Origin of the sequence: Tianweitania populi, from assembly GCF_014652875.1 — a bacterium.
Taxonomy (GTDB): domain Bacteria; phylum Pseudomonadota; class Alphaproteobacteria; order Rhizobiales; family Rhizobiaceae; genus Tianweitania; species Tianweitania populi.
Map to the genome: position 1 here is coordinate 1428403 of NZ_BMZQ01000002.1, position 23726 is coordinate 1452128.

At 61.4% G+C, this 23726-nt stretch carries 22 protein-coding genes; 6 read left to right on the top strand and 16 right to left on the bottom strand.

The window, feature by feature from the left end; all coding sequences use genetic code 11:
• Window positions 1-768 carry a hydroxyacylglutathione hydrolase gene (gene gloB, locus IE166_RS16275; RefSeq protein ID WP_189505706.1) on the top strand — a complete coding sequence of 256 codons (768 nt, stop codon included), beginning with the start codon at window positions 1-3 and terminating at the stop codon, window positions 766-768.
• 16 nt (window positions 769-784) lie between these two features.
• Here gloB and IE166_RS16280 read toward each other — a convergent pair whose 3' ends face one another.
• The 5 genes from IE166_RS16280 to IE166_RS16300 all read right to left on the bottom strand — a co-directional run bounded on the left by IE166_RS16280 (window position 785) and on the right by IE166_RS16300 (window position 3897).
• The gene (locus tag IE166_RS16280) at window positions 785-1321 is read right to left on the bottom strand and encodes a hypothetical protein (RefSeq protein ID WP_189505707.1); all 537 of its coding nucleotides are present in this window, start codon (window positions 1319-1321) and stop codon (window positions 785-787) included.
• Window positions 1318-2226 (bottom strand): aromatic amino acid exporter YddG, encoded by a 909-nt coding sequence (yddG, locus tag IE166_RS16285; RefSeq protein WP_189505709.1) that lies wholly within the window; start codon window positions 2224-2226, stop codon window positions 1318-1320. The genes IE166_RS16280 and yddG overlap by 4 nt, the downstream gene beginning before the upstream one ends.
• A gap of 154 nt (window positions 2227-2380) precedes the next feature.
• Entirely contained in the window at window positions 2381-3118 is a 738-nt protein-coding gene (locus tag IE166_RS16290; protein WP_189505711.1) for a DUF3108 domain-containing protein, read from the bottom strand.
• A 132-nt stretch (window positions 3119-3250) separates the two neighbouring features.
• Entirely contained in the window at window positions 3251-3616 is a 366-nt protein-coding gene (locus IE166_RS16295) for a cell division protein ZapA (RefSeq protein ID WP_189505713.1), read from the bottom strand.
• An 11-nt stretch (window positions 3617-3627) separates the two neighbouring features.
• The gene (locus tag IE166_RS16300; protein WP_189505715.1) at window positions 3628-3897 is read right to left on the bottom strand and encodes a DUF4164 domain-containing protein; all 270 of its coding nucleotides are present in this window, start codon (window positions 3895-3897) and stop codon (window positions 3628-3630) included.
• Window positions 3898-4275: 378 nt separating this feature from the next.
• On the opposite strand from IE166_RS16300, the gene tkt reads away from it, so the two are divergent.
• The 4 genes from tkt to IE166_RS16320 all read left to right on the top strand — a co-directional run bounded on the left by tkt (window position 4276) and on the right by IE166_RS16320 (window position 9859).
• Window positions 4276-6261 carry a transketolase gene (gene tkt / locus IE166_RS16305; RefSeq protein ID WP_189505716.1) on the top strand — a complete coding sequence of 662 codons (1986 nt, stop codon included), beginning with the start codon at window positions 4276-4278 and terminating at the stop codon, window positions 6259-6261.
• A 54-nt stretch (window positions 6262-6315) separates the two neighbouring features.
• Window positions 6316-7323: a type I glyceraldehyde-3-phosphate dehydrogenase gene (gap, locus tag IE166_RS16310; protein ID WP_189505725.1), complete on the top strand. Its 1008-nt coding sequence runs from the start codon at window positions 6316-6318 to the stop codon at window positions 7321-7323.
• Between the two features lie 161 nt (window positions 7324-7484).
• Window positions 7485-8681: a phosphoglycerate kinase gene (locus tag IE166_RS16315; protein ID WP_189505727.1), complete on the top strand. Its 1197-nt coding sequence runs from the start codon at window positions 7485-7487 to the stop codon at window positions 8679-8681.
• 152 nt (window positions 8682-8833) lie between these two features.
• Entirely contained in the window at window positions 8834-9859 is a 1026-nt protein-coding gene (locus IE166_RS16320; RefSeq protein ID WP_189505729.1) for a class I fructose-bisphosphate aldolase, read from the top strand.
• A gap of 106 nt (window positions 9860-9965) precedes the next feature.
• Here the strand turns inward: IE166_RS16320 and IE166_RS16325 are convergent, their stop codons facing one another.
• From IE166_RS16325 to dps, 8 genes are all read right to left on the bottom strand, one after another.
• The gene (locus tag IE166_RS16325) at window positions 9966-10358 is read right to left on the bottom strand and encodes an ester cyclase (RefSeq protein WP_189505731.1); all 393 of its coding nucleotides are present in this window, start codon (window positions 10356-10358) and stop codon (window positions 9966-9968) included.
• A gap of 9 nt (window positions 10359-10367) precedes the next feature.
• Window positions 10368-11207, bottom strand: coding sequence for an alkaline phosphatase family protein (locus IE166_RS16330; protein ID WP_189505740.1), 840 nt, complete (start codon window positions 11205-11207; stop codon window positions 10368-10370).
• 65 nt (window positions 11208-11272) lie between these two features.
• Complete coding sequence (locus IE166_RS16335) at window positions 11273-12862, bottom strand: ABC transporter substrate-binding protein (RefSeq protein WP_189505749.1); 1590 nt, start codon at window positions 12860-12862, stop codon at window positions 11273-11275.
• A gap of 92 nt (window positions 12863-12954) precedes the next feature.
• Entirely contained in the window at window positions 12955-14631 is a 1677-nt protein-coding gene (locus IE166_RS16340; RefSeq protein ID WP_189505751.1) for an ABC transporter ATP-binding protein, read from the bottom strand.
• Complete coding sequence (locus IE166_RS16345; protein WP_189505753.1) at window positions 14631-15452, bottom strand: ABC transporter permease; 822 nt, start codon at window positions 15450-15452, stop codon at window positions 14631-14633. Before IE166_RS16345 ends, IE166_RS16340 begins: the two co-directional genes overlap by 1 nt.
• Window positions 15449-16411 (bottom strand): ABC transporter permease, encoded by a 963-nt coding sequence (locus tag IE166_RS16350; protein WP_189505755.1) that lies wholly within the window; start codon window positions 16409-16411, stop codon window positions 15449-15451. Before IE166_RS16350 ends, IE166_RS16345 begins: the two co-directional genes overlap by 4 nt.
• Before the next feature lie 5 nt (window positions 16412-16416).
• Window positions 16417-18006 (bottom strand): ABC transporter substrate-binding protein, encoded by a 1590-nt coding sequence (locus IE166_RS16355; RefSeq protein WP_189505757.1) that lies wholly within the window; start codon window positions 18004-18006, stop codon window positions 16417-16419.
• Between the two features lie 394 nt (window positions 18007-18400).
• Window positions 18401-18889 (bottom strand): DNA starvation/stationary phase protection protein Dps, encoded by a 489-nt coding sequence (gene dps, locus IE166_RS16360; protein WP_189505758.1) that lies wholly within the window; start codon window positions 18887-18889, stop codon window positions 18401-18403.
• A gap of 182 nt (window positions 18890-19071) precedes the next feature.
• Between dps and guaD the strand changes: the two genes are divergently transcribed.
• Window positions 19072-20379, top strand: a complete 1308-nt coding sequence (guaD, locus tag IE166_RS16365) for a guanine deaminase (RefSeq protein ID WP_189505760.1) — start codon at window positions 19072-19074, stop codon at window positions 20377-20379.
• 37 nt (window positions 20380-20416) lie between these two features.
• Here guaD and IE166_RS16370 read toward each other — a convergent pair whose 3' ends face one another.
• From IE166_RS16370 to IE166_RS16380, 3 genes are all read right to left on the bottom strand, one after another.
• Window positions 20417-20830 (bottom strand): DUF7282 domain-containing protein, encoded by a 414-nt coding sequence (locus IE166_RS16370; RefSeq protein ID WP_189505762.1) that lies wholly within the window; start codon window positions 20828-20830, stop codon window positions 20417-20419.
• 117 nt (window positions 20831-20947) lie between these two features.
• Complete coding sequence (locus IE166_RS16375; protein ID WP_189505764.1) at window positions 20948-22423, bottom strand: UdgX family uracil-DNA binding protein; 1476 nt, start codon at window positions 22421-22423, stop codon at window positions 20948-20950.
• A complete protein-coding gene (locus IE166_RS16380; protein WP_189505766.1) occupies window positions 22423-23658 on the bottom strand; it encodes a putative DNA modification/repair radical SAM protein in 1236 nt (411 codons plus the stop codon). The genes IE166_RS16375 and IE166_RS16380 overlap by 1 nt, the downstream gene beginning before the upstream one ends.
• Window positions 23659-23726 lie beyond the last annotated feature (68 nt).

Sequence of the window (23726 nt, forward strand, 5' to 3'; positions counted from 1 at the left end):
ATGCCGCTTTCGATCGAACAATTCATCTGCCGCAGCGATAATTATGGCGTGCTCGTGCATGATCCCGACAGCGAGCAGACGCTGATCATCGATGCGCCGGAAGAAAAGCCGATTGTTGCAGCCATCGAGCGCACCGGCTGGAAGCCGACCATGCTTCTGATCACCCATCATCACGCCGATCATGTCGCTGGCAATCTGGGCCTGAAGCAGCGTTACGGCATGCCGATCTACGGTCCGGCGGCCGAGCGCGACAATATTCCGGGCATCGATGAGGCCTATGATGACGGCCACACGCTGTCGTTCGGCGCCTACACGATCCATGTCGTATCGACGCCGGGGCACACGGCCGGCCATGTCAGCCTGTTCATTCCCGAAGCCAAGCTCGCCTTCACTGGCGACACGCTTTTCGCGATGGGCTGTGGCCGGCTGCTCGAATGCCAGCCGCCGGTGATGTTCGAGTCGCTGAAAAAGATCGCTGAATGGCCACGTGATACCGTGGTCCATTGCGGCCATGAATATACCGAAGCCAATGCCCGGTTTGCGCGGAGCGTCGATCCGGAAAACGAGGTTCTTCAACGCCGCGCCAAGGAGGTCGAGCGCCTTCGTGCCAGCAAGGAAATGACGCTGCCGACCACGATCGGCGACGAGCTCGACACCAACCCGTTCCTGCGCTGGGCCGATCCGGCCATCCGTGGGACACTCGGCATGGAAGACGCGACCGACAGCGGCGTGTTCGCCGAGCTGCGGCGACGCAAAGACGCGTTCTGAGCGGAGCAGAGCCGCTTTAGTCCTCTGGAAGGCAGTAAAGCTTTCCGTCGGCTGCGGCTCGTGCGCGTTCGTTCTGGTTCGGACCGGGCGCGATTTCGGCTGCCAGGCACGGCTTGCCCGGTAGCGAGATAACAAGAAGGTAGGATGTCGGTCGTCCGGGCCCGCTCGGATCCTCGACCCGGTAGCGGGCGATCATCGCAGTCGGGTGCAGGGTGCCGCCTTCAACACGGCCGCGCCATTCGATCGTGTCGCCCAAACTGCTGAAGCCGCCACCCATACGGCTCGGCAGCTGCAGGCTCTGCTTTTGGCCTTTGGGCGTGATGACGAAGATGTTCTCACGCGCATCGGCATCGACCACGTCCAGTTTGTAGCCACCGTGGCCTGCACAGGAAGACAGGGAATAGCCGCCTTCGTCTTCCTGCGATTCCACAAGCCGGCACTCCTTTAAATTCGTGTAACGGGACTCGCGGGCCGGCTCGGCGAACGCCGCAGAAAACAGGCCGGACAGCAGAAGACCAGCAGCGCTGACGACATGGATCAGGCTTTGTTTCAAGGTCTTGCCTCCTTGGCCTCAGCGGATGTCACGGCGGTTCTCGCCTTGCGATCGAATAGCATCGACTTGGATGCCAGCACCGCGCCGCCCGTAATCGCAAGGCAGGCTGCCAGGATGCGCCCGCTTGGCTCGGCAGCGCCGACAGCGATCAGAACTAGCGTCGACAAAAGCGGTGCCGCATAGCTCGCTGCGCCAAGTACTTGGATGTTGCCGTGCTTCACGCCGTAGTCCCAGGTGTAGAAAGCCGCACCCACCGGCATGAGGCCGAGGCCGAGAACGGCCAGCCATTGCGTTGTGCCTCGCGGCCACACCGTGTCTTCAAGCAGGAGATGGCACATGAGCGACAGGATCGCGGTGGCGAGGCAGTACCAGGTGACGATGCTGGTTGGCACGGCAGGAAAGCGGCGCGACAGAAGCGAATAGGCGGACCAGAGCACCGCGCAGACGGCGGCCATTAGGTAGCCGAAGCTGTATTGCGCTTCGAAGCCGACGCCACTGTCCTTGGTAACGATCAGTGCGGTGCCCGCAAGGCCGAGCAGGGCTCCGGCGATGTGGAACCAGCGCAACCTCTCGCCGGGCATCAGCGCCGAGCCCAGCACGATCAGTAGGGGCCACAGATAGGCGATCAGGCTGGCTTCCACGGCGGGCGCGGCACGCAAGGCGGTGAAATAGAAGAAGTGGTAGCCGAACAAGCCGCCTATGCCGACGATCCAGACCTGCAGGGGGATCCTCAGGCCCTTTGGTGCCGGCTGGACGATCCGCATGGCGAGGCCCACAAGCGTGCCGATCGCAAAGGTCATGGCTGAAAGCTGGAAGGGAGGCACCGTTCCCGACGCTGCCGTGAGCATGGCGAGCAGCGCCCACATCGCTACTGCCGTAAAGCCGATCAGGGTCGCCCGCGCCATTGTCCCGCCTCCTGCACCAAAGCCGGAGTAGCAGGCGGATAGGGTGCTGCCTACAGCATCGGCCCGAAAATCGATTTCGATTTTCGGAAAGCACGATGCGCGGGGATCAAAGTGCTAGAGCGTCCTTTGTGCGTCCAAGAGGACGCAAGGCGCTCTAGCTGATCTTCCCGACGCGGAAGTAAACGGTGCCGATGCGGCTTTCGACCTGGCCGCGCAGCGGCACGAAGAACTGGGTCTCGCCCATCCTGGCAAAGGTTACGCGCATGTCGTGGCCGGCCGAGAGGTAGTCCATCGTCTTGGAGCCCTTGCGATAACCCGAGATCGGCTTGAAGCGGATGGTGCAGGTAACGCCTTCCCCCTTGAAGTCGCCGACAACGGCTGGCGCCTTGCCGGCATAGGTGAGGGTCAGGTCGGCACGCAATTCGCCGTCATAGATATGGACGGTGCGGTTGCACACTTCGTCGAGTGAGTTGGCGCGCACCAGCGTGGCGGTCAGCGGATCGACCACACCGGTGAGATCTCCGGCTTCCACCGGCACCCAGCCATGGCGACGCGGCTTGGGCGGCGGCACGTTCTCGGTAGCAACGACCTGCCCGTTTTCGAACCGAACCGTGGTGCGCTGCTTCTTCTTGCCGGAGGTGTAATCCAGCATATGGGTGGTTGGCTGCGGCTCACTTTTCTTGAGGCTTCCGGATGTGTGCACGACGCCTTTCGTGTCGTCGAAAACGGCGCCGAGGCCGGAACTGGAGATCGTGCCGTCCACCGCATAGCTGTTGGCATCGAGCGTGCTGGTGAAGCTGGTGCGGGCGATCGTGATGCCGAAGATGGTGACGACATATTCGGCCGTAAAGGTCTCGGCGCGGGCAGGGACAGTAGCTGCGATGGCCAACATGGCAGCCGCGCTGAGCGCCTGACCGAACCGCTTCGTTGCTTTCGCCAAATGCACCAACTGCAAACCTCACCTGTCAGCGCCAATTACTAACGCTGCATCACGGCAAGAGAATGGTGGTGCGGGCATAGCCGTTCAAGCCGGCTTGGCTGCAACCTGTTGGGCCAGTGTTTCCATGCGACCGGCAACATCGACCAGAGTATCGGTCAGCGCGGTTTCGGTCTGGTTAGCCTTGGCGAGCGCTTCGTCGCGCGATGCACGAAGCGCATCGATCTCGTCGTCGATCCCCTGCATGCGTTTTTGCAGTTCGGTGAGCTCGTCCATGATCATGATGCCCGCCATGACCGTCAGGCGCTGGTCGCCGATCTCGCCGAAACTGCCTTTGAGATGGCCGACATAGCGGTCGAACCGCTCGGCCAGGTCGATCAGGTGTTCTTCCTGACCTTCGTCGCAGGCCATTCGATAGGCCTTGCCGTCGATCGTCACGGTGACTTGCGGCATCCCTGTCCTTCCTAGCGGTCGAGCACGGCGCGGATCGTTTCCATCGCCGTAACCAGGCGACGCGAGACTTCCTTGTTGGCGTCTTCGAGACGTTCCGCGCGCGCTTCAGACTTGTCGAGCTCGCCGGCGAGGCGAGCGCGATCGGCATTCATGCGCTGCACTTCCGCCTCGGCCTCGACATAGTCGCCCTCGCGCTCGATGCGGGACGACACCGCATCTTCAAGCGCGACCATGGCGTGACCGAGCCGCGTCAAGGCATCTTTCAAAGTGGCTTCCGACATCTACCCCATCTCAAAGACCCGGCGCGGGGCTGTGATCCAGCCTTCCCCCTCCGCCGAATCAAAAATAACGATCAGCCGGCCAATTGCGCAAGAATCTTGGCGGCTTGAGGGTGCAACGTCAATCAATGGGTTAAGCTATCCCCCGCAAAGAGGGTGAAGGAGGAGATGTACCACCGTCCCCCCTCGGTATGATGACCATTGTGCAGGGCCTCATCTTTTCGCCATCACGATCTGGTGGAACTGACCACCAAAGCGGGTGTTTGCGCGAGCTTTGATTGACACGCCTTGGCCGCCTGCTATGTGTCCCGGCGACCCCGTGGTCTGCATCTTCCAGGCCACCATGCCACGTCGAACCGCATCACGAGAGCGAGCATCGCCATGACTTCACGCGACAAACACGACCGGATGGCTAATGCGATCCGCTTCCTGTCGATGGATGCGGTGGAAAAAGCAAACTCGGGCCATCCCGGCTTGCCGATGGGCGCGGCCGATATCGCGACCGTTCTGTTCAGCCGCTATCTGCGCTTCGACCCGAAGAACCCGAACTGGCCGAACCGCGACCGCTTCATTCTTTCCGCCGGCCACGGCTCCATGCTCCTTTACTCGCTGCTGTATCTGACCGGCTACGAGGACATGACGCTCGACGAGATCAAAAATTTCCGCCAGCTCGGTTCCAAGACCGCCGGCCATCCGGAATACAAGCATGCCGATGGCATCGAAACGACGACCGGCCCGCTTGGCCAGGGGCTTGCCAATTCGGTCGGCTTCGCGCTCGCCGAACGCCATCTGAACACGGCCTATGGCGACGACCTCGTCGACCACTACACCTATGTTCTGGCCGGTGACGGCTGCCTCATGGAAGGCATCAGCCAGGAAGCCATTTCGCTTGCGGGTCACCTCAAGCTGTCGAAGCTGATCGTGTTCTGGGACGACAACCGCATCACGATCGACGGCGCCGTGTCGATGTCGGACTCGACCGATCAGTGCGCGCGCTTCGAAGCCTCGGGCTGGCACACGCAGCGTATCGATGGTCATGATCCGGAAGCGATTGCTCAGGCCATCGAGGCCGCCCAGGCGTCCGACAAGCCAAGCATGATCGCCTGCCGCACCACGATCGGCTTCGGCGCTCCGACCCGCGCGGGCACCAGCAAGGCTCACGGTTCGCCGCTGGGATCGGAAGAAATCGCGGGCACCCGCAAGGCGCTGAACTGGGATTCGGAGCCTTTCGTCGTGCCGTCTGATGTGCTCGACGCCTGGCGCCTGGCCGGCCTCAATGCCGCCAAATCCTGCAAGGCCTGGCAGGAACACTTCAACACGATCGACGCGGAAACCAAGGGCGAGTTCGAGCGCCGTTTCCGCGGTGATCTGCCGGCCGGTTTCAATGAAACCATCATCAAGTACAAGAAGAAGCTTTCGGCCGAAAAGCCCAAGGTCGCGACCCGCAAGTCCTCGGAAATGGCGCTGGAAGTCATCAACGGCGTGGTGCCCGACACGGTCGGCGGTTCGGCCGATCTGACCGGGTCCAACAACACCAAGACCAGCCAGACCAAGCCGCTGACGGCGGACGATTATTCCGGCCGCTACATCTATTACGGTATTCGCGAGCACGGCATGGCCGCAGCCATCAACGGACTGGCGCTGCATGGTGGCGTCATTCCTTACGGCGGCACCTTCCTGACCTTCTCCGATTACGCGCGGCCGGCCATGCGCCTGGCTTCGCTCATGCATATCCGTTCCATCTTCGTGATGACGCATGACTCTATCGGTCTCGGTGAAGACGGCCCGACCCACCAGCCGGTGGAACATCTGGCAGCGCTGCGTTGCATCCCGAACCACTACGTCATGCGTCCGGCCGATGCGGTGGAAGCCGTGGAATGCTGGCAAGCGGCACTGGAATCGAAGGACACGCCTTCGACGCTGGCTCTGACCCGTCAGAACCTGCCGGTTCTGCGCACCGAGCATACGGACGAGAACAAGTCGGCGCGCGGTGCCTATGAGCTGGCCGGAGACAGCGACGCCAAGGTCACGATCTTCGCGACGGGTTCGGAAGTCGAGATTGCCATGGGCGCTTTCGACAAGCTGAAGGCTGCGGGCATTGCCGCCCGCGTCGTGTCCGTCCCGTGCATGGAGCTTTTCGCCAAGCAGAGCGAGGAATACCAGCGCGCCATTATCGGCAAGGCCGAGGTGAAGGTCGCGATCGAAGCCGGCGTCCGCAATGGTTGGGATCACCTGATCGGCTCGGACGGCATCTTCATTGGCATGAGCACCTTCGGCGCCAGCGGCAAGATCGAGGATCTTTACCCGCATTTCGGCATCACCGCCGATGCGGCCGCCGAAGCCGCGCAGAAGCGTCTCGCCGCCTGATCGACGCATTCAAACACTAATGACCGCCTGATCCGAGCTATTTGGGAGAGTGGAATGACAGTCAAAGTTGCCATCAACGGTTTTGGTCGTATCGGCCGCAACATTCTTCGCGCCATCCATGAGAATGGCCGCGAGGACATCGAAGTCGTGGCAATCAACGATCTTGGCCCGGTGGAAACCAATGCGCATCTGCTGCGCTTCGATTCTATCCACGGCAAGTATCCCGGCAAGATCGAAGTCGATGGCGATGCGATCGTGGTGGATGGCAAGCGCATCAAGGTCACCGCGGTGAAAAACCCGGCCGAACTGCCGCACAAGGATCTAGGCGTCGATATCGCGCTGGAATGCACGGGCATCTTCACTTCGAAGGAAAAGGCCTCCGCCCACCTTCAGGCTGGCGCCAAGCGCGTGATCGTGTCGGCTCCGGCCGATGGCGCCGACCTCACGGTCGTTTATGGCGTGAACCACGACAAGCTGACCAAGGACCACGTGGTCATCTCGAATGCGTCCTGCACCACGAACTGCCTGGCACCGGTTGCTTACGTGCTGAGCCAAGCTGTCGGTATCGAGAAGGGCTTCATGACGACGATCCACTCCTATACGGGGGATCAGCCGACGCTCGACACGATGCACAAGGATCTTTACCGCGCCCGCGCCGCGGCGCTGTCGCAGATCCCGACCTCGACCGGTGCCGCCAAGGCCGTCGGCCTCGTTCTGCCGGAACTCAAGGGCAAGCTCGACGGCTCCTCGATCCGCGTACCGACCCCGAACGTCTCTGTGGTCGACCTGAAATTCGTAGCCTCGCGCAACACTACCGTTGCCGAGATCAACGAAGCCGTGACCGCTGCCGCCAACGGTCCGCTGAAGGGCATTCTTGCCGTCACCGATCAGCCGAATGTCTCGATCGACTTCAACCACGATCCGCATTCCTCGACCTTCGCGCTCGACCAGACCAAGGTTCTCGAAGGCAACTTCGTGCGAATCTTGGCGTGGTACGACAACGAATGGGGCTTCTCGAACCGCATGTGCGACACGGCCGTGGCCATGGGCAAGCTGCTCTAAGCCGGTTAAGTACGATCTTGATCGAAGGGCGTTCGGCATCGGCCGGGCGCCCTTTTCTTTTACGGCTGCTTTAATCGATTTTGCCGCGCCGCTGCGGCTTGCGCGAAGGCAGCGCCTGCGGTCTATTCCGCGCACAAATCAGGACAGGGAGTTTCGGGGATATGGCGGCTTTTCGGACGCTCGACGACGCGGACGTCAAGAACAAGCGCGTGCTGGTGCGCGTCGACCTCAACGTGCCGATGCAGGATGGCAAAGTGTCCGACGCGACCCGCATCGAGCGCGTAAAGCCGACCATCACCGAACTCGCCGACAAGGGCGCGCGCATTATCCTGCTCGCCCATTTCGGCCGGCCGAAAGGCGCGCCGGACGCGAAGTATTCCCTGAAGCCGATCACTGAGACCGCAGCCGGCATCTTCGGCCGCCCCGTCGCCTTCGTGGAAGACTGCATCGGCGAGGTGGCCGAAGCCTCCGCCAATGCGATCCAGGGCGGTGACATCCTGCTGTTCGAGAATACCCGCTTCCACAAGGGCGAGGAAAAGAACGATCCGGACTTCGCCAAGGCGCTTGCGGCGTCCGGCGACATCTTCGTCAACGACGCGTTTTCGGCCGCCCATCGCGCCCACGCCTCCACCGAAGGCCTCGCCCACATTCTGCCCGCTTATGCCGGCCGCACCCTGCAGGCCGAGCTCGATGCGCTTGAAAAGGGCTTGGGCTCGCCGGAGAAACCGGTCGTGGCCATCGTCGGCGGCGCCAAGGTTTCCACCAAGATCGACCTGTTGCAGAACCTCGTGACGCGCGTCGATGCGCTGGTGATCGGCGGCGGCATGGCCAACACGTTCCTGGCCGCTCAAGGGGTGGATGTCGGCAAGTCGCTTTGCGAGCACGACCTCGCCGATACCGCAAAAACCATCCTCGCCGCTGCCGAAAAGGCCGGCTGCGCTATCGTCCTGCCGACGGATGCCGTTGTCGCGCGCGAGTTCAAGGCCAATGCCGCCAACGAAGTCGTGGCGATAGATGCGGTGCCCGCCAATGCGATGATCCTCGATGTCGGCCCAGACACGGTGAAGGCCGTCAACCAGTGGATCGACAAGGCCAAGACGCTGGTCTGGAACGGCCCGCTCGGCGCCTTCGAGATCGCGCCCTTCGACAAGGCGACGGTCGCTGCCGCTCAGCATGCGGCCGAGCGCACCAAGGCCGCTGACCTCGTCTCGATCGCCGGTGGCGGCGACACGGTTTCGGCGCTCAACCATGCCGGCGTGGAAGACGCCTTCACCTATGTCTCGACGGCCGGCGGCGCTTTCCTGGAATGGATGGAAGGCAAGGATCTGCCTGGCGTGCAGGTGCTCAAGCAGGCCTGAGGTGGATTGAAGCCGAGGACTCCGCGCGCTTATGCGGGGTCCAAGCCATCTAAACCGATTGAAAAAAGTTTCAATCGGTTCAACGCTTTAGGTGCTGTTCCCCTTCTTGGTTGCTTCTGGTATGGGCGCACCAACCCCAGCAGGAGACAGCAATGAGCGAACGGCTTGAAGACATCGCAGTGGCCATGGTTGCCGACGGCAAGGGCATCCTTGCCGCGGACGAAAGCTCCGGCACCATCAAGAAGCGCTTCGATGCGATCAAGGTCGAGTCCACAGCCGACAGCCGCCGTGATTACCGCGAAATGCTGTTCCGCTCCGACGAGGCGATGAGCAAGTACATCTCCGGCGTCATTCTCTACGACGAAACGCTGCGCCAGAAGGCCGTCGACGGCACGCCGCTCGCCGACCTCATCAAGGCTGCTGGCTCCATTCCGGGCATCAAGGTCGATGCCGGCGCCAAGGATCTCACGAACTTTCCCGGCGAAAGCATCACCGAAGGCCTCGATGGCCTTCGCGAGCGTCTGGCCGAGTATTACGGCCTTGGCGCCCGTTTCGCCAAATGGCGCGGCGTGATCGCGATTGCCGAAGGCGTTCCGACCTGGGGTGCGGTGAAGCAGAACGCCCAGGCGCTCGCCCGCTATGCAGCCCTTTGCCAGGAAGCCGGCATCGTGCCGATCGTCGAGCCGGAAGTGCTGATGGACGGCGCGCCTGCCGATCACTCGATCGACCGCTGCGCTGAAGTCACCCAATGGGTTCTGAAGACCGTGTTCGACGAGCTCTACGACGCCCGCGTTTCGCTTGAAGGCATGATCCTGAAGCCGAACATGATCATCGACGGCAAAAATGCCCGCAAGGCGGGCGTCGAGGAGGTGGCGGAAAAGACCGTGCGCGTTCTTAAGGCCACCGTGCCCTCGGCCGTTCCGGGCATTGCCTTCCTCTCCGGCGGCCAGTCCGACGAAGAAGCCACCGCGCATCTCTCGGCCATGAACGCCAACTACGACCTGCCGTGGAAGCTCACCTTCTCTTACGGCCGCGCATTACAGGCCGCAGCGCTCCAAGCCTGGAGCGGCAAGACAGAAAACGTCGCCGCCGGCCAGCGCGCCTTCACTCACCGCGCCCGCATGAACTCGCTGGCCGCCATCGGCACCTGGAAAACGGATCTCGAAAAGGCGGCTTGAAGCCCCGTCGAGATCGGAGGGCAAAAAGGCCGCTCGAAAGGGCGGCCTTTTTGTTTGCGTGGCGTTTGGAAGCGAAGGCTTCTCGAAGCGAAAAGAACTGCCGAAACTAGCCGCCGAGCTGCGCTTCGATTGCCGCCTTGTCGATTACCGACCAGACCTCATGGATCTTGCCGGCTTCGAAACGGTAGAAGACGTTCTCGCAGAACGACACCCTTTGCCCGTTGACGGGTAATCCTAGAAACTCGGCTCGCGGCGTGCAGTTGAATCGCAGCCTTGCGGCGATCGTGGATCCTTCAGCAACAAGCATCTGGATGTTGAAGCTAAGATCTGGAATGTCGCGGTGATCCTTTTCCGACATCTGCTGGTAGCCGGACAAGCCGATCAGCCCGCCGTTGTAGTGCACATTGCCGGCGACAAACGCTTCAAGCTGTGGCCAATCCTGCCTGTTCAAACAGTCTATGTAAGCCTCATAGATCGTGCGCAACTGGTCCGGCGTCATGTCCTTGTCTCAGCTTAGAAACGGCTTCGCCTTCATCGTGTCCGGCACCGGCACGCCGAGGCGGGCCAGCACGGTGGGCGCCAGTTGCAGCTGGTCGAGCAGCGTGTCTTGCGCCGGGCCTTTGCCCTTGCCGAAGTAGTACAGTGCGAAATCCTGCATTTCGTCGTCGTGGCCGCCGTGATGGCCGCGGTCGGTTTGGCCGTGGTCGGCGGTGACGATGACCTCGTAGCCTGCCTTCAGCCAGCCGGGCAGGAAGGCTGCCAGCATCACGTCCATCATCACCAATGCCTCGTCCATTTCGTGGCAGTCATGGCCGTAGCGATGGCCCATCGAGTCCAGCGTGCAGGTGTGGAGAATGCCGTAGTCGATGCCATGGCGCTTGGTCAGCATGGTCAGCGTTGCGAACAGGTCGATGTCGCTCGGCGTCATCTGGTTGCGCAGGTTGTAGCCGCTCATCGTGTGGAAGCGGCCATGGGCGATCGGGCTGCCGGGCTCATCATATTCCAGGTCTTCAATCGTATCGAAGGGGAAGCGCTTGAAAAACTCGGACCAATACGAATGCGTCACCGCACCCGTCTTGCCGCCAGCCTTGGTCACTTCGGAAAAGATGTCGGGCTGCTGGACGCGGTGGCGGATCGAGTTCGACAACACACCATGCACCTGCGGCGGAACGCCGGTATGGATCGAGGCATAGCAGCAGGCCGAGATCGACGGCAGGACGGAGCGCATCTTCCACACGCGCGCATCGCCTGACTGCACCCACCCCTCGAGATTGCCCATGAAGCGGCGCCAATTGCGCCAGGGTAGGCCGTCCAGGATGATGAGGAGAAGCTTGTTGTTCAGCGCCATGATGGTCGCTCCTGAAACGCAGGAGGCAGCGGTTGCCCGCTGCCTCGATGTGATCCCTTAGATGATCAAGCGGTCGCCCAGCATTCCGCCAAGCTGTAGCCGTCCATCAACTCGCCAGCGACGTGCTTGTTGTAGCCGCCGACCTTGTTCGTGGCGACGGCGTCCATGAAGTCGTTGAAGAAGGGTACGATAAGCCCCCCTTCGTCGCGCATCAGCACGGCCATGTCGCGATAGATGCCCTTGCGCTTTTCTTCGTCGAGTTCGCCACGCGATGCCACCACCATCTGGTCCATCTGCGGGTTTTTGAAACGCGTGTCGTTCCAGTCGGCATTCGACGTGTAGCCGGTGGTGTACATCTGGTTCTGCGTCGCCCGACCACCCCAGTAGGACAGGCAGAAAGGCTGCTTGTTCCAGACTTCCGACCAGTAGCCGTCGCCTGGTTCGCGGCGCACCTCGATCGTGATGCCGCATTTGGCGGCACTTTGCTGGAACAGCTGCGCAGCGTCGATGGCGCCCGGAAAGGCGACGTCGGAGGTGCGTAAGAGAATCGAGCCGCTGTGACCCGATTTCTTGTAGAACTCGGCCGCTTTTTCAGGGTCGAAGACGCGCTGTTCGATCCCTTCGGGAAAGAGCGGATAGGCCTTGTTGACGGGAAAGTCGTTGCCCACTGTGCCGTAGCCGCGCAGGATCGTTTGCAGCATCTGCTCGCGATCCACCGCAAGCTTCAGCGCCATGCGCAGATCCTTGTTGTCGAAAGGCGGCGTGTCGCAGAACATGTTGATGGGATAATAGCCCTTGCCGGACACGTTCTCGATCGAGACGCCCGGCAGCCGCTTCACGAGATCCACGATCTTCGGCTCGACTCGGTTGATGAAGTGGACCTGGCCGCTTTGGAGGGCTGCCATACGTGCCGTCGGATCGTTCATCACGATGATTTCGACCTGGTCGGCGAAGCCCATATGCTCCTTGTCCCAGAAGTTTTCGAACCGCTCGCCGCCATAGCGAATGCCGGGCTCGTCCACCGTCACCTTGTAGGGACCGGCCGAGATGCCTGATGTCGGGTTATCCTTGCCGCCATTGGGCTGGATCAGCAGATGGTAGTCGGCAAGAAGATAGTTGAACTCGGCGTCGGGCTCCTTGAGCGTAATCACGACCTCGTTGCCACTCGCCTTGATCGTGTCGACATTGCCGAGAATGCCGAACGCGCCGGAATTTGAGTTCTTATCGGCATGACGCTCGATCGTGGCCGCTACGTCCTCGGCTGTCACGGTCTTGCCGTTGTGAAACTCCACGCCCTGGCGGATCTTCATCGTCCAGGTCTTGGCGTCCGACGATGGGCCGGCGTCTTCCGCGATGCGGTTTTCGAGGCCGCCATCGCGCGTCAGGCGAAACAGGAACTCGCCCCACTGCTTGCAGAAGTTGAAGGGAACCTGGCTGAGGTTGAGCGCCGGATCGAGGCTGTTGGTGGATTCGCCACCCTGCAGACCGGCGCGCAAAATGCCACCGCGAACGGGGCTTTGCGCCTGCGCGGCGGTCGACAGCATCGTATTGGCGAACGCAGCCGAGACGCCCAGTGCCGCAGCCCGTCCAAGAAAGTCACGGCGCGACAGCCGGCCGGTCATGACACGGCGGCTGAGGAAGTCGAGTTCTGACATGGATACTCCTGTAAGCAAAACGTCGTTCCGACGATGGACCGGAACGACGTAGAAAGTCCTGAAAACAACATTTGTCGTTTAGCTGGCTAAGGTCAATTGCCTGCGCCTGCCATCTTGCGGCCCTGGATCGCCTTTTCTAGCCAGCCGATCTCCATTTCCGGCACAGAGCGCAGCAGCAGGTCCGTGTAATCGTCGAAGGGCGGGGTGAGCACGGTGCTCTTGGAGCCATAGCGCACGACTTCTCCGCGATACATCACGGCAATGGAGTCGGCGATCGACTTTACGGTGGCAAGGTCATGCGTGATGAAGAGGTATGCGACGTCTTCTTCCGCCTGCAGCCCGAGCAGCAGTTCGAGAATGCCATGCGCCACGAGCGGGTCAAGCGCGCTGGTGACCTCGTCGCAGATGATCAGCTTGGGCTTGGCGGCGAGCGCTCGGGCGATGCAGACGCGCTGTTTCTGGCCGCCGGAGAGTTCGGCCGGATAGCGGTCGGCATAGCCTTTGCCCATCTCGATCTTTTCGAGCAGTTCGGCGACACGTTGGTCGCGTTCGCGGCCGTGCATCTTGAAGTAGAATTCGAGCGGACGGCCGATGATCGTGCCGACGGTCTGGCGCGGATTCATCGCGACATCGGCCATCTGGTAGATCATCTGCAATTCGCGCAGATCGTCGCGCGAGCGGTCGGCAAGCTTGTTACCAAGCGTGCGGCCGTCGAAGGTAATGGAACCTTCCAACGGCGGCAGCAGGCCGGTGATGGCGCGGGCGAGCGTCGATTTGCCGGAGCCGGATTCGCCGACGACAGCGAGCGTCTGGCCAGGAAACACGTCGACCGAGACGTTCTTCAGCACCTTGACCGTGCCGCCACCGTAAGAGGCCGTCACGTTCTTCACCGACAAAACGGGCGTCACGCCCGGCGCATGTTCCTGATGCTCGATCTGGTGCACGGAAACCAGCGCATTGGTGTAGGCCTGGCGCGGTTCCTTGATGATCTGGTGCGTGCCGCCCCATTCCACCAGCTTGCCGTGGCGCAGCACCATGATCTCGTCGGACACCTGCGCCACCACCGCCAGATCATGGGTGATGTAGAGCGCCGCCACATGCGTGTCGCGAATTGCTTCCTTGATCGCCGCCAGCACGTCGATCTGCGTCGTTACGTCGAGCGCGGTGGTCGGTTCGTCGAAGACGATCAGATCCGGCTCCGAGCACAGCGCCATCGCGGTCATCACGCGCTGCAGCTGGCCGCCGGACACCTGGTGCGGATAGCGCTCACCGATCGTTTCGGGGTTCGGCAGGCTGAGCTTGCGGAAGAGTTCGATCGCGCGCTTTTCGGCTGCGGCGCGCGAGAGAACGCGATGTTCCAGAGCGGCTTCCACCACCTGGTCCATCAGCTTGTGCGCGGGGTTGAAGGCAGCGGCCGCCGATTGCGCGACATAGCAGACTTCGCGCCCGCGCATCCGGCGCAGACCGCCGGCGCCGGTTTTGCGCAGGTCACGGCCGTTCAGCAGGATTTCGCCACCGGTGAGACGCACGCCGCCCCGGCCGAAGCCCATGGAAGACAGGCCGATCGTGGACTTGCCGGCACCCGATTCACCGATCAGGCCGAGCACCTTGCCGCGTTCGAGCTTGAGTGACACGTCATCCACCAGAACGACGTCGCGCGGCTTCTCGCCGGGCGGATAAACGGTTGCCTCGATGCGCAGGTTGCGGATGTCGAGTAGGGCGCCCTCAGCACGTGGTTTGGGCCGGGCTTTTGATTGTGCTTCAGCCATCAGCCACGGCCTCCCTTTAGCGAGGTGGTCCGGTTCAGCACCCAGTCCGCCACGAGGTTGACGGAGATCGCCAGCGCCGCGATGGCAGCGGCCGGGATGAGGGCTGCGCCGATGCCGAACACGATGCCATCCTTGTTTTCCTTGACCATGCCGCCCCAATCCGCATTTGGCGGCTGAACGCCGAGGCCGAGGAAGGACAGCGCCGACAGGAACAGCACGGCATAGATGAAGCGCAGACCAAGCTCGGAAATCAGCGGCGACAGGGCGTTGGGCAGGATCTCGCGGAAGATAACCCAGCCCGTGCCTTCGCCGCGCAGGCGCGCCGCTTCCACGAAATCCATGACGTTGATGTCGACCGCAACCGCACGTGACAAGCGGTACACGCGGGTGGAGTCGAGGATGCCCATCACCAGGATCAGGGTCAGCATGGTGGAAGGCAGAACCGACAGAACGACGAGGCCGAAGATCAGCGTCGGAATCGACATCAGTAGATCGACGAAGCGCGACATGATCGTGTCGAACCATCCGCCGACCACAGCTGCGGTGAAGCCGAGCACGGCGCCCAGCGTAAACGACAGCGCGGTGGCCAGCACGGCAATGAAGATCGTGGTGCGCGCGCCATAGATGATGCGCGTGAGCAGATCGCGGCCGATATTGTCGGTGCCGAGCCAGTGCGCTGATGACATCGGCGCCCAGACTTCGCCGACGATCTCGCCATTGCCGAAGGGTGCGATCCATGGCGCGAAGATCGCCATGATCAGGAACATCGCGGTGAGGACCAATCCGATCAACGCGCCGATGGGGATACGGGCGATGCTCATTTCGGATGCCTCAGACGCGGATTGGCAAGGAGCGCAGCGATGTCGGCCACCATGTTCAGCGTGATGTAGACGGCGGCGAAGATCAAACCGACCGCCTGCACGACGGGCACGTCGCGCTTCGATACGTGGTCGACGAGATACTGCCCCATGCCCGGATAAACGAAGATCACCTCCACCACGACCACGCCCACCACTAGGAAGGCGAGGTTGAGCATGACGACGTTGATGATCGGCGCGATGGCGTTGGGGAACGCATGGCGGCGGATGATCTTGAGCGGGCTCAGGCCCTTCAGCTCGGCCGTTTCGATGTAAGCGGACTGCATGACGTTAAGCACGGCCGCACGCGTCATGCGCATCATATGAGCCAGCACAACTAGGGTCAGAGCGGTTGCCGGCAGCACCACTGCCTGCAATCGCTGCAGGAAGCTCATGCTGTCATAAACCGTCGAGCTTGCGGGGAACCATTGCAGCTTCACGGCAAAAACCAGGATCAGCAGATAGCCGATGAAGAACTCCGGCAAGGAGGTCGAGGCCAGTGCAAAGCCGGAAATCGCCTTGTCGATGATGCCGTTGCGATAGCGCACCGCCAACAGGCCGAGCAGGATGGCAAGCGGCACCGACACGACGGCCGCGCAAGCCGCAAGGAAGAGCGTATTCGCGAGGCGCCCGCTCAGGGCCGTTGCGATATCGCGTTTGTTCGACAGCGCCGTGCCAAGATCGCCTTGCAGAATACCGAACAGCCAGCGGAAGTAGCGGATATAAGCGGGATCGTTGAGCCCCAGCTCACGGCGCAGGTTTTCCAATGCTTGAGGCGTTGCAGCCTGGCCGAGAATGGATTGGGCGACATCGCCCGGAAGGATCTGCGTGCCGGCGAAGATCAGCACCGACACGGCCAGAAGGAGAAGAACGCCCAGCGCAATACGCTGGGCGATCAGTTTTGCGACGGTTGCGCCCCCCATGAAACTTAGGCCTGGAGCCAGACGCGGATCGCGGCCTTCAGGTTGGAGGTTTCATGGTTGGGATCGACGACCCAGCCCTGAACTTCCTCGCGATGCGCATCAATGAAGTCGTTGAACATCGGCAGGATCAGGCCGCCATCGTCGCGCACCTTGGTGGCCGCGTCGCGGTAAAGTGCGGCGCGCTTGGTGTCGTCGAGTTCGGCGCGCGCCTGGAGAATGATCTTGTCGAAGCCTTCGTCAAAGAAGCGGGTGTCGTTCCAATCCGCGCCTTTGACATAGGCCGTCGAATACATGGAATCCTGCGTCGCGCGGCCACCCCAATAGGAAGCGCAGAACGGTTGCTTGTTCCAGACTTCGGTCCAGTATCCGTCGCCTGGCTCGCGCTTGACCTCGATCTGAATGCCGGCCTTCTGCGCCTGCTGCTGGAAGAGCTGCGAGGCATCCACGGCGCCGGGGAAGGCAACGTCGGAGGTCTGCAGCACGAGCGGGCCGCTATGGCCGGACTTCTGGTAATGGAACTTGGCCTTCTCCGGATCGTAAGCGCGCTGTTCGATGCCTTCGGGGAAGAGCGCATAGCTCTTGTTGATCGGGAAGTCGTTGCCCACGGAGGCATGGCCCTGCAGGATCTGCTGCACCATCTGCTCGCGGTCGATGGCAAGCTTCAGCGCCATGCGCAGGTCGGCATTGTCGAACGGCGCGGTGTTGCAATGCATGAGGAAGACATAGTGGCCCTTGGAGGGGACACTGACGATCTTCACGCCCGGCGCGCGCGCCAGAAGGGCGACGGTCTTCGGCTCGACGCGGTTGATGATGTGGACCTGGCCGGACTGAAGGGCTGCCATGCGGGCCGTGTTGTCGTTCATCACGATCACTTCGACGGAATCGACGTGGCCGACATCGTCGCGCCAGTAGCCGTCATACTTCGTCGACATGTGGCGCACGCCCGGCTCGTCGACCTCGACCTTGTAAGGGCCGGTGCCGATACCGTCGGCTGGATTGTCGAAGCCGCCATTGGGCTGGATGATGAGGTGGTAGTCGGTCAGAAGCAGCGGCAGGTCAGCATTGCCGCGCTGCAGCTGGAACACGACATTGTCGCCGTCGACCTTCACTTCCTTGATGTCGCCGAGTACGCCGAGTGCTGCCGACTTGGTGTTGGCGTCGGCATGGCGGCGAATGGTCTGCGCCACGTCTTCGGGCTTCATCTCCTTGCCGTTGTGGAAGGTCACGCCCTTGCGGATCTTGAAGCTCCACTCAGCCGCATCCGGTGAGGAGTCCCAGGATTCCGCAAGAACCGGCTGCGCCGATCCATCGGTCGGCGACTGGACCACCAGCAGTTCGCCCCAGGTCGAGGAAAAGTTCTGCGGCACTTGGGTCAGGATGGTTGCGGGATCGAGGCTGTTGGTGGATTCGCCACCCACCAGACCCATGCGCAAAGCGCCGCCCTTCTGCGGTGCCTGCGCCTTGGCGGCACTCGCCAGCAAGCCATTGGCGAAGGTGGCGCTAACGCCGAGCGCTGCCGCCCGGCCAAGAAAATCGCGTCGGCTCAACCGGCCCGATGCAACGCTGCGGCTCAAGAAATCGAGTTCGTTGGACATGCGTTTGTTCCTCACTCTGTCGGTGGTTGAGCCGATTAAACCGGCTTCATTGAAGGCGAGTATGACAAGGCGCCGGGCCCCTGTCACCCGATGGGATGCGACATGGCATGGCGTAATTGATACCGTCGCAAACAGGGGATCGTAACCCCGGATGCGCCAAATTTTTCCATCTTTCCTCGTAAAATTACCCAGGAAAGACAAAGTTTTCGCGCGGTGGACAGGAGAATGAGGAGGATAACGGACCGTGTCGCAAATACATAATTTGCGCGCCAGAAATAGGATTCGGCCGGATCGAGGTGCGTCGAAGCGCCGTTAAACGGCTCACTTCAGGGCTTTCGGTGACAGCCCTTCAAACAAAAAGCGAGCGGCCGTTTTAGCCGCTCGCTTTGTGATGTCAGGCAGCTTCCTGCACATGCGCTTCCAGGAACCAGAGGTTCTTGTCGAGCACGCGTGAGAAGGCGGTGAAGATGTCGGCAGTGTCGGCATCACCCGCTTCGTCAGCCTCGTCGATCGACTTGCGAACAGCATTCGCCGTATCGGCATAGCGGTCGATCAAAGCGGCCAGATGATCCTCGATCTTGTAGATATCGGTCGGATAGGCCGTCAGCTTGCTCTTTTCTGAAACCGTCTCCTTCGTACCAAGCGCCGTACCGCCAAGCTGCACGGCACGTTCTGCGATAATGTCGACATGCTCGTCGATCGCGGTGCGGAACTGATCCAGCAGTTCGTGAATCGCGATGAAACGCGGACCCTTGAGGTTCCAATGCGCCTGCTTGGTGATAAGCGCGAGATCGATGGCGTCGGCAAGGCGCGCGTTCAGCAGTTCGATCGAAACCTGCTTGGTATTGGAAGGCGTGTCGTTCTTGGTCTGATGCATTTTCATGATGGGTTCCTTTCCCTTCGCTTTCTATAGCACCAATGCCGATAGTTTAGAACTGTTCCAATGTAGAGTGCATGGCAGCTTTGCGTGGCAAGCAGATCAGCCGATCGAATCACTGCCATCGCTTGCATTGCCGAACAGACCAGACGAAACACGGCGCGCGATGATGAAGGATAGGTTTGTCGATGCGTGAAATGCTGATCCGAGGCCGCGTGCTGTGGTTCCTCCGTCGCCCGGAAAGCCGCGACGATCTTGCTGCCTGTTCTTACGATGAGGATGGTGCGGTGCTGATGCGCGATGGCTTGATCGTGCAAGCCGGCGCCTATGATCGCGTGTCGCAGGTGGCGGGCGAGAACGCTGCCGTCATCGATCACCGGCCGCATCTGATCCTGCCGGGATTCATCGACGCGCATGTCCACATGCCGCAAATGCAGGTCATTGCTTCCTACGGCACAGAACTGCTGGATTGGCTGAACACCTACACCTTCCCGGAAGAATCCAAGTTCCGCGACGCCCAGCACGGCCGCCGCATCGCGCGCTTGTTCCTGGACGAGAGCATCCGCCATGGCACCACGACGGTCGCGGCCTATTGCTCGGTGCACAAGTCGTCGGCCGAAGCCTTCTTCGAGGAGGCCAGTGCCCGCAACATGGTGGTTATCGCCGGCAAGGTGATGATGGACCGCAATGCGCCGGACGCTGTGCTCGACACCGCGCAAACGGCCTACGACGACTCCAAGGCGCTGATAGAGACCTGGCACAATCGCGGCCGCCAGCGCTACGCCATCACGCCGCGCTTCGCGCTGACCTCGACGCCTGAGCAGCTGGAAGCAGCCGGTGCGTTGGCGCGGGAGTATTCGGACTGCCATGTGCAGACGCATTTGTCAGAGAACCATGCCGAGATCGCCGAAACGATGGCGCTCTATCCCGGCCTTCAGGACTACACCGCGATCTACGAACATTATGGCCTGACCGGCCCGAAGAGCCTGTTCGGTCACTGTATCCATTTGTCGGAACGAGAGGCCGATGCGCTGTCTGACAGCGGCTCGGTCGCCGTGTTCTGCCCGACATCCAACCTGTTCCTGGGCTCCGGCCTGTTCGCCTATCACCGCTATAACCGTCGCGAGAAGCCGCTGCGCGTCGCGGTCGCCAGCGATGTCGGCGGCGGCACCAACTATTCGCTGCTGCGCACCATGGACGAAGCCTACAAGGTCATCGCCCTGCAAGGCGAAAAGCTCAACCCGCTCGCCTCCTTCTGGCAGATCACGCGCGGCAATGCCGAAGCGCTGTCGATCAGCGATCATGTCGGGACGCTGGATGCGGGTACCGACGCAGATCTTGTAGTCCTCGACGCAGCCGCGACGCCCACGATGGCGCTACGCAAGGAAACGATCGGCTCGCTCGCCGATGAACTGTTCCTTCTGCAAACACTGGGTGACGACCGCGCCGTGCGCGAGGTTTATGTGGCGGGTAAGGCAACAAAAAGCCCGTTCTAGCGATCGCCAAAACTGGCTTTTGAAGCAGTCTCGGTCTTTATTGGGCCTTGATGACCGTCATCACCAGTTTATCGTCAACGCGAACCGGACCATCTTCCTTTGCGCCCAGCGTGTATTCAAACACGCCACGCTTCGTTCCGCCGTCCTCCGAATGCACCATCAGCATGAGCATGTCGCCTGACGCAATATCTTCGGTCAGAATGGCGGCGACATCGTTGGTGGTGCCTTCTCGGATCGGCGCATAGCCGACGACCGGACCGGGCTTCATCTCCGCGTCGGTGCGGTGAACAACCAGCCAACCATTCTTTGCGGCCATCACTGTATCGGCGCTGACGATACCGTTGGAAACATCCTGGTCGGCAGCCTTGACGCTCTGGGACATACTGGACTGGGCAAATGCCGAGGCGGAAAGCGCAAGTATCATCGAGGCGGCGAGGGCAATGTTCTTCATGTTGTCTCCTTCTGACTGTTGGCTCAGTGGCAAGTATAGAAGGACCAATAAAAGGCCACGATATTTCACGCCGCCGTGAAAAGATGTGTATATTGGAAATAACTAATGAACCGCAGTTTATTCGGCCATCAATTCTTTGACAGCCCGCATATCGGCGACAAACCGGGCATGCTCGGCTTCCTTGTCGCGTGGATCGGGAATACGCAGGATAAACGACGGGTGGATCGTCAGAAACACCCGCAATCCATCGTCCCGCGTTACCACCTGGCCGCGCATCTTGGTGACCGCGATTGCCTTGCCGAGCAGCGACAGTGCGGCCGTCGCACCTAGTGCCACAGCTAGATCCGGCTTGATCAATTTCAGCTCGTAGTCGATCCACCAGCGGCAGGCGCTGACTTCGCCGGCATTAGGCTTGGCGTGGATGCGGCGCTTGCCGCGCGGCTCGAATTTGAAATGCTTTACGCCGTTGGTGACATAGGTGATGGAGCGGTCGACGCCGACTTCTTCCAGCACGCCGTCGAAGACCTTGCCGGCCGGACCGACGAATGGGCGGCCCGCAATATCCTCCTGGTCACCCGGCTGTTCGCCGACAAAAACGATGCGCGCGTCGTCCGGACCTTCGCCGAACACGGTCTGCGTCGCATTGGACCACAGCGGGCAGCGGCGGCAGCCTTTGGCGGCGTCGCGCAGTTCATCAATGGTTGAGGCGTCAGCGCCATCGCCAATTTGGGGCTCGGCCTTCGACCAATGCTTGGCGCGCACGGTTTCATGATGAGGGGCTGGGATGGTCGGCATCCTGGCTATCATCTCCTGAGCGGACTTCTCGGCGCCCGCGATCAGATCAGGAATGAGCGTGGCCTCCGGCAGGTTCCGCCAATATTTCTTCGGCATCTCCGCCTGCATCGCCTTCACCTTCAGCCGCGCAGGGTTGAAGATGTTGGCGTAGTAGGTCTTCCACAACGCTTCGAGATCGTCGTCGCTCGGCGCGTCCCGTTTCTCGGCACCCGGCCCGAAGCGCAGCGTCTCGCCATCCCAATCGGCCGAAAGCTCCGGCGTCAGGATCGTCCAATTCATGCCGGTGAAGCGGCGCTGGAAGAAGGGCGCGTTGCGCTCGACGATGTGATGCTGGGGCTCGAACCAAGCGACATAACGCTCGACCTCGCCTTCCACGATCTGCCGGAAGCGCACGAAAGCGCGCATCTTGTGGATGTCGCGCCGCACGCTCTTCCCCATCTCGCTCAAGCGGATGATGTCGCGATCGGACGCGATCTTCATCAAATCGTGGTCGGATCGCAGCCGGAACAGGATGCGATAGAGCAGGGCAAAGCGCTGCGGGTCGGAATGGCAGATTACCAGTTCGGCCAGATCCACAAAGGCGCGCGGCACGTTCATTGTCGCGCCCTCGGGCACATCGGGCAGTGGCTCACGCGAACCGAACAGGTCGCCATTGCTGCCGGTCGACCATGTCACGCGATCCGACGGCACCTCGTTCAGCGCAAGGCGCCGTGCGGCGTCACGCCAGCCAGCGAAATCCGTTTCGCCATCGAGCAGGACCTCGAAGGAGAAGGGAAGGGGTTTTGGCTGCGCGCCCATTAGAACAGGCTCAGCTGTTGCGGCTTCGGCACCAACTTCTGGCGCAGATGCTGCGTGTCGGTCAGGCCGCCCGGCGACCAGCCTTCCGCAACGAGGAACGGCCGCACCTTGGCAACGGACGCGCAGAGCTTGCCGACATCTTCCAGCCTGAGACGGCGATAACGCCGCACTTCCAGGATCTTCGTCACGGCCTTGGTGCCAAGCCCCGGCACGCGCAGCAGCATCTCCCGGCTGGCGCGGTTTACGTCCAGCGGAAACTGTCCGCGATTGGCGAGCGCCCAGGCAAGCTTGGGGTCCACCTGCAGATCGAGCATGCCATCCGCCTGATCCGCAACGATCTCCTGTTCCGAGAACCCATAAAAGCGCATCAGCCAATCCGCCTGATAAAGCCGATGCTCGCGCATCAGCGGCGGCTTCATCGACGGCAAGGCAGCGGACGAATCCGGGATCGGACTGAAAGCCGAGAAATAGATGCGCCGCAAATGATAGGAGCCGTAGAGCCGCGCGCTCGTTTTCAGGATCGTCGCATCGGTGGTCTGGTCGGCCCCCACAATCATCTGCGTCGACTGACCGCCCGGCGCGAAGCGCTCGCGGCGCTTGGTCTTCATGGTAGGCTCGGACTTCTCCTCGATCCGCGAACGCAGGTTCGCCATCGACAGCCGGATCGTTTCCGGCTTCTTTTCCGGCGCCAGCCGCTTCACGCCCTCGTCGGTTGGCAGCTCGACATTGATCGACAAACGGTCGGCATACTTACCCGCCGCATCCAGCAATTCCGGCGCGCATTCGGGAATGGTCTTGAGGTGGATATAGCCGCCAAACTTGTGCATCTCGCGCAACTGCCGCGCGATCTCTACCATCTCGCCCATCGTCTCATCCGGCGAGCGGATCACGCCGGAGGACAAAAACAGGCCTTCGATATAGTTGCGCTTGTAGAAATTCAGCGTCAGCTGCACGACCTCGTCGACCGTAAAGCGCGCCCGCTTCACGTTGGAAGACGAGCGGTTGATGCAATACGAACAGTCGTAAATGCAGAAGTTGGTCAGCAGGATCTTCAGCAGCGAGATACAGCGGCCATCCGGCGCATAGGCATGGCAGATGCCGGAGCCTTCGGTCGAGCCAATGCCGCCCGACTTCAGCGAGTTGCGCTTCGCCGCTCCTGAGGACGCGCAGGATGCATCATATTTCGCGGCGTCCGAAAGGATCGCCAGCTTTTCGCGAGTGCTGAGAACGGCCATGCGTTCATAATATGTTCTCTGCGCAACCGTTCCAGCGGAAACGTGGATGCCGCAGCGTCATCCTGACA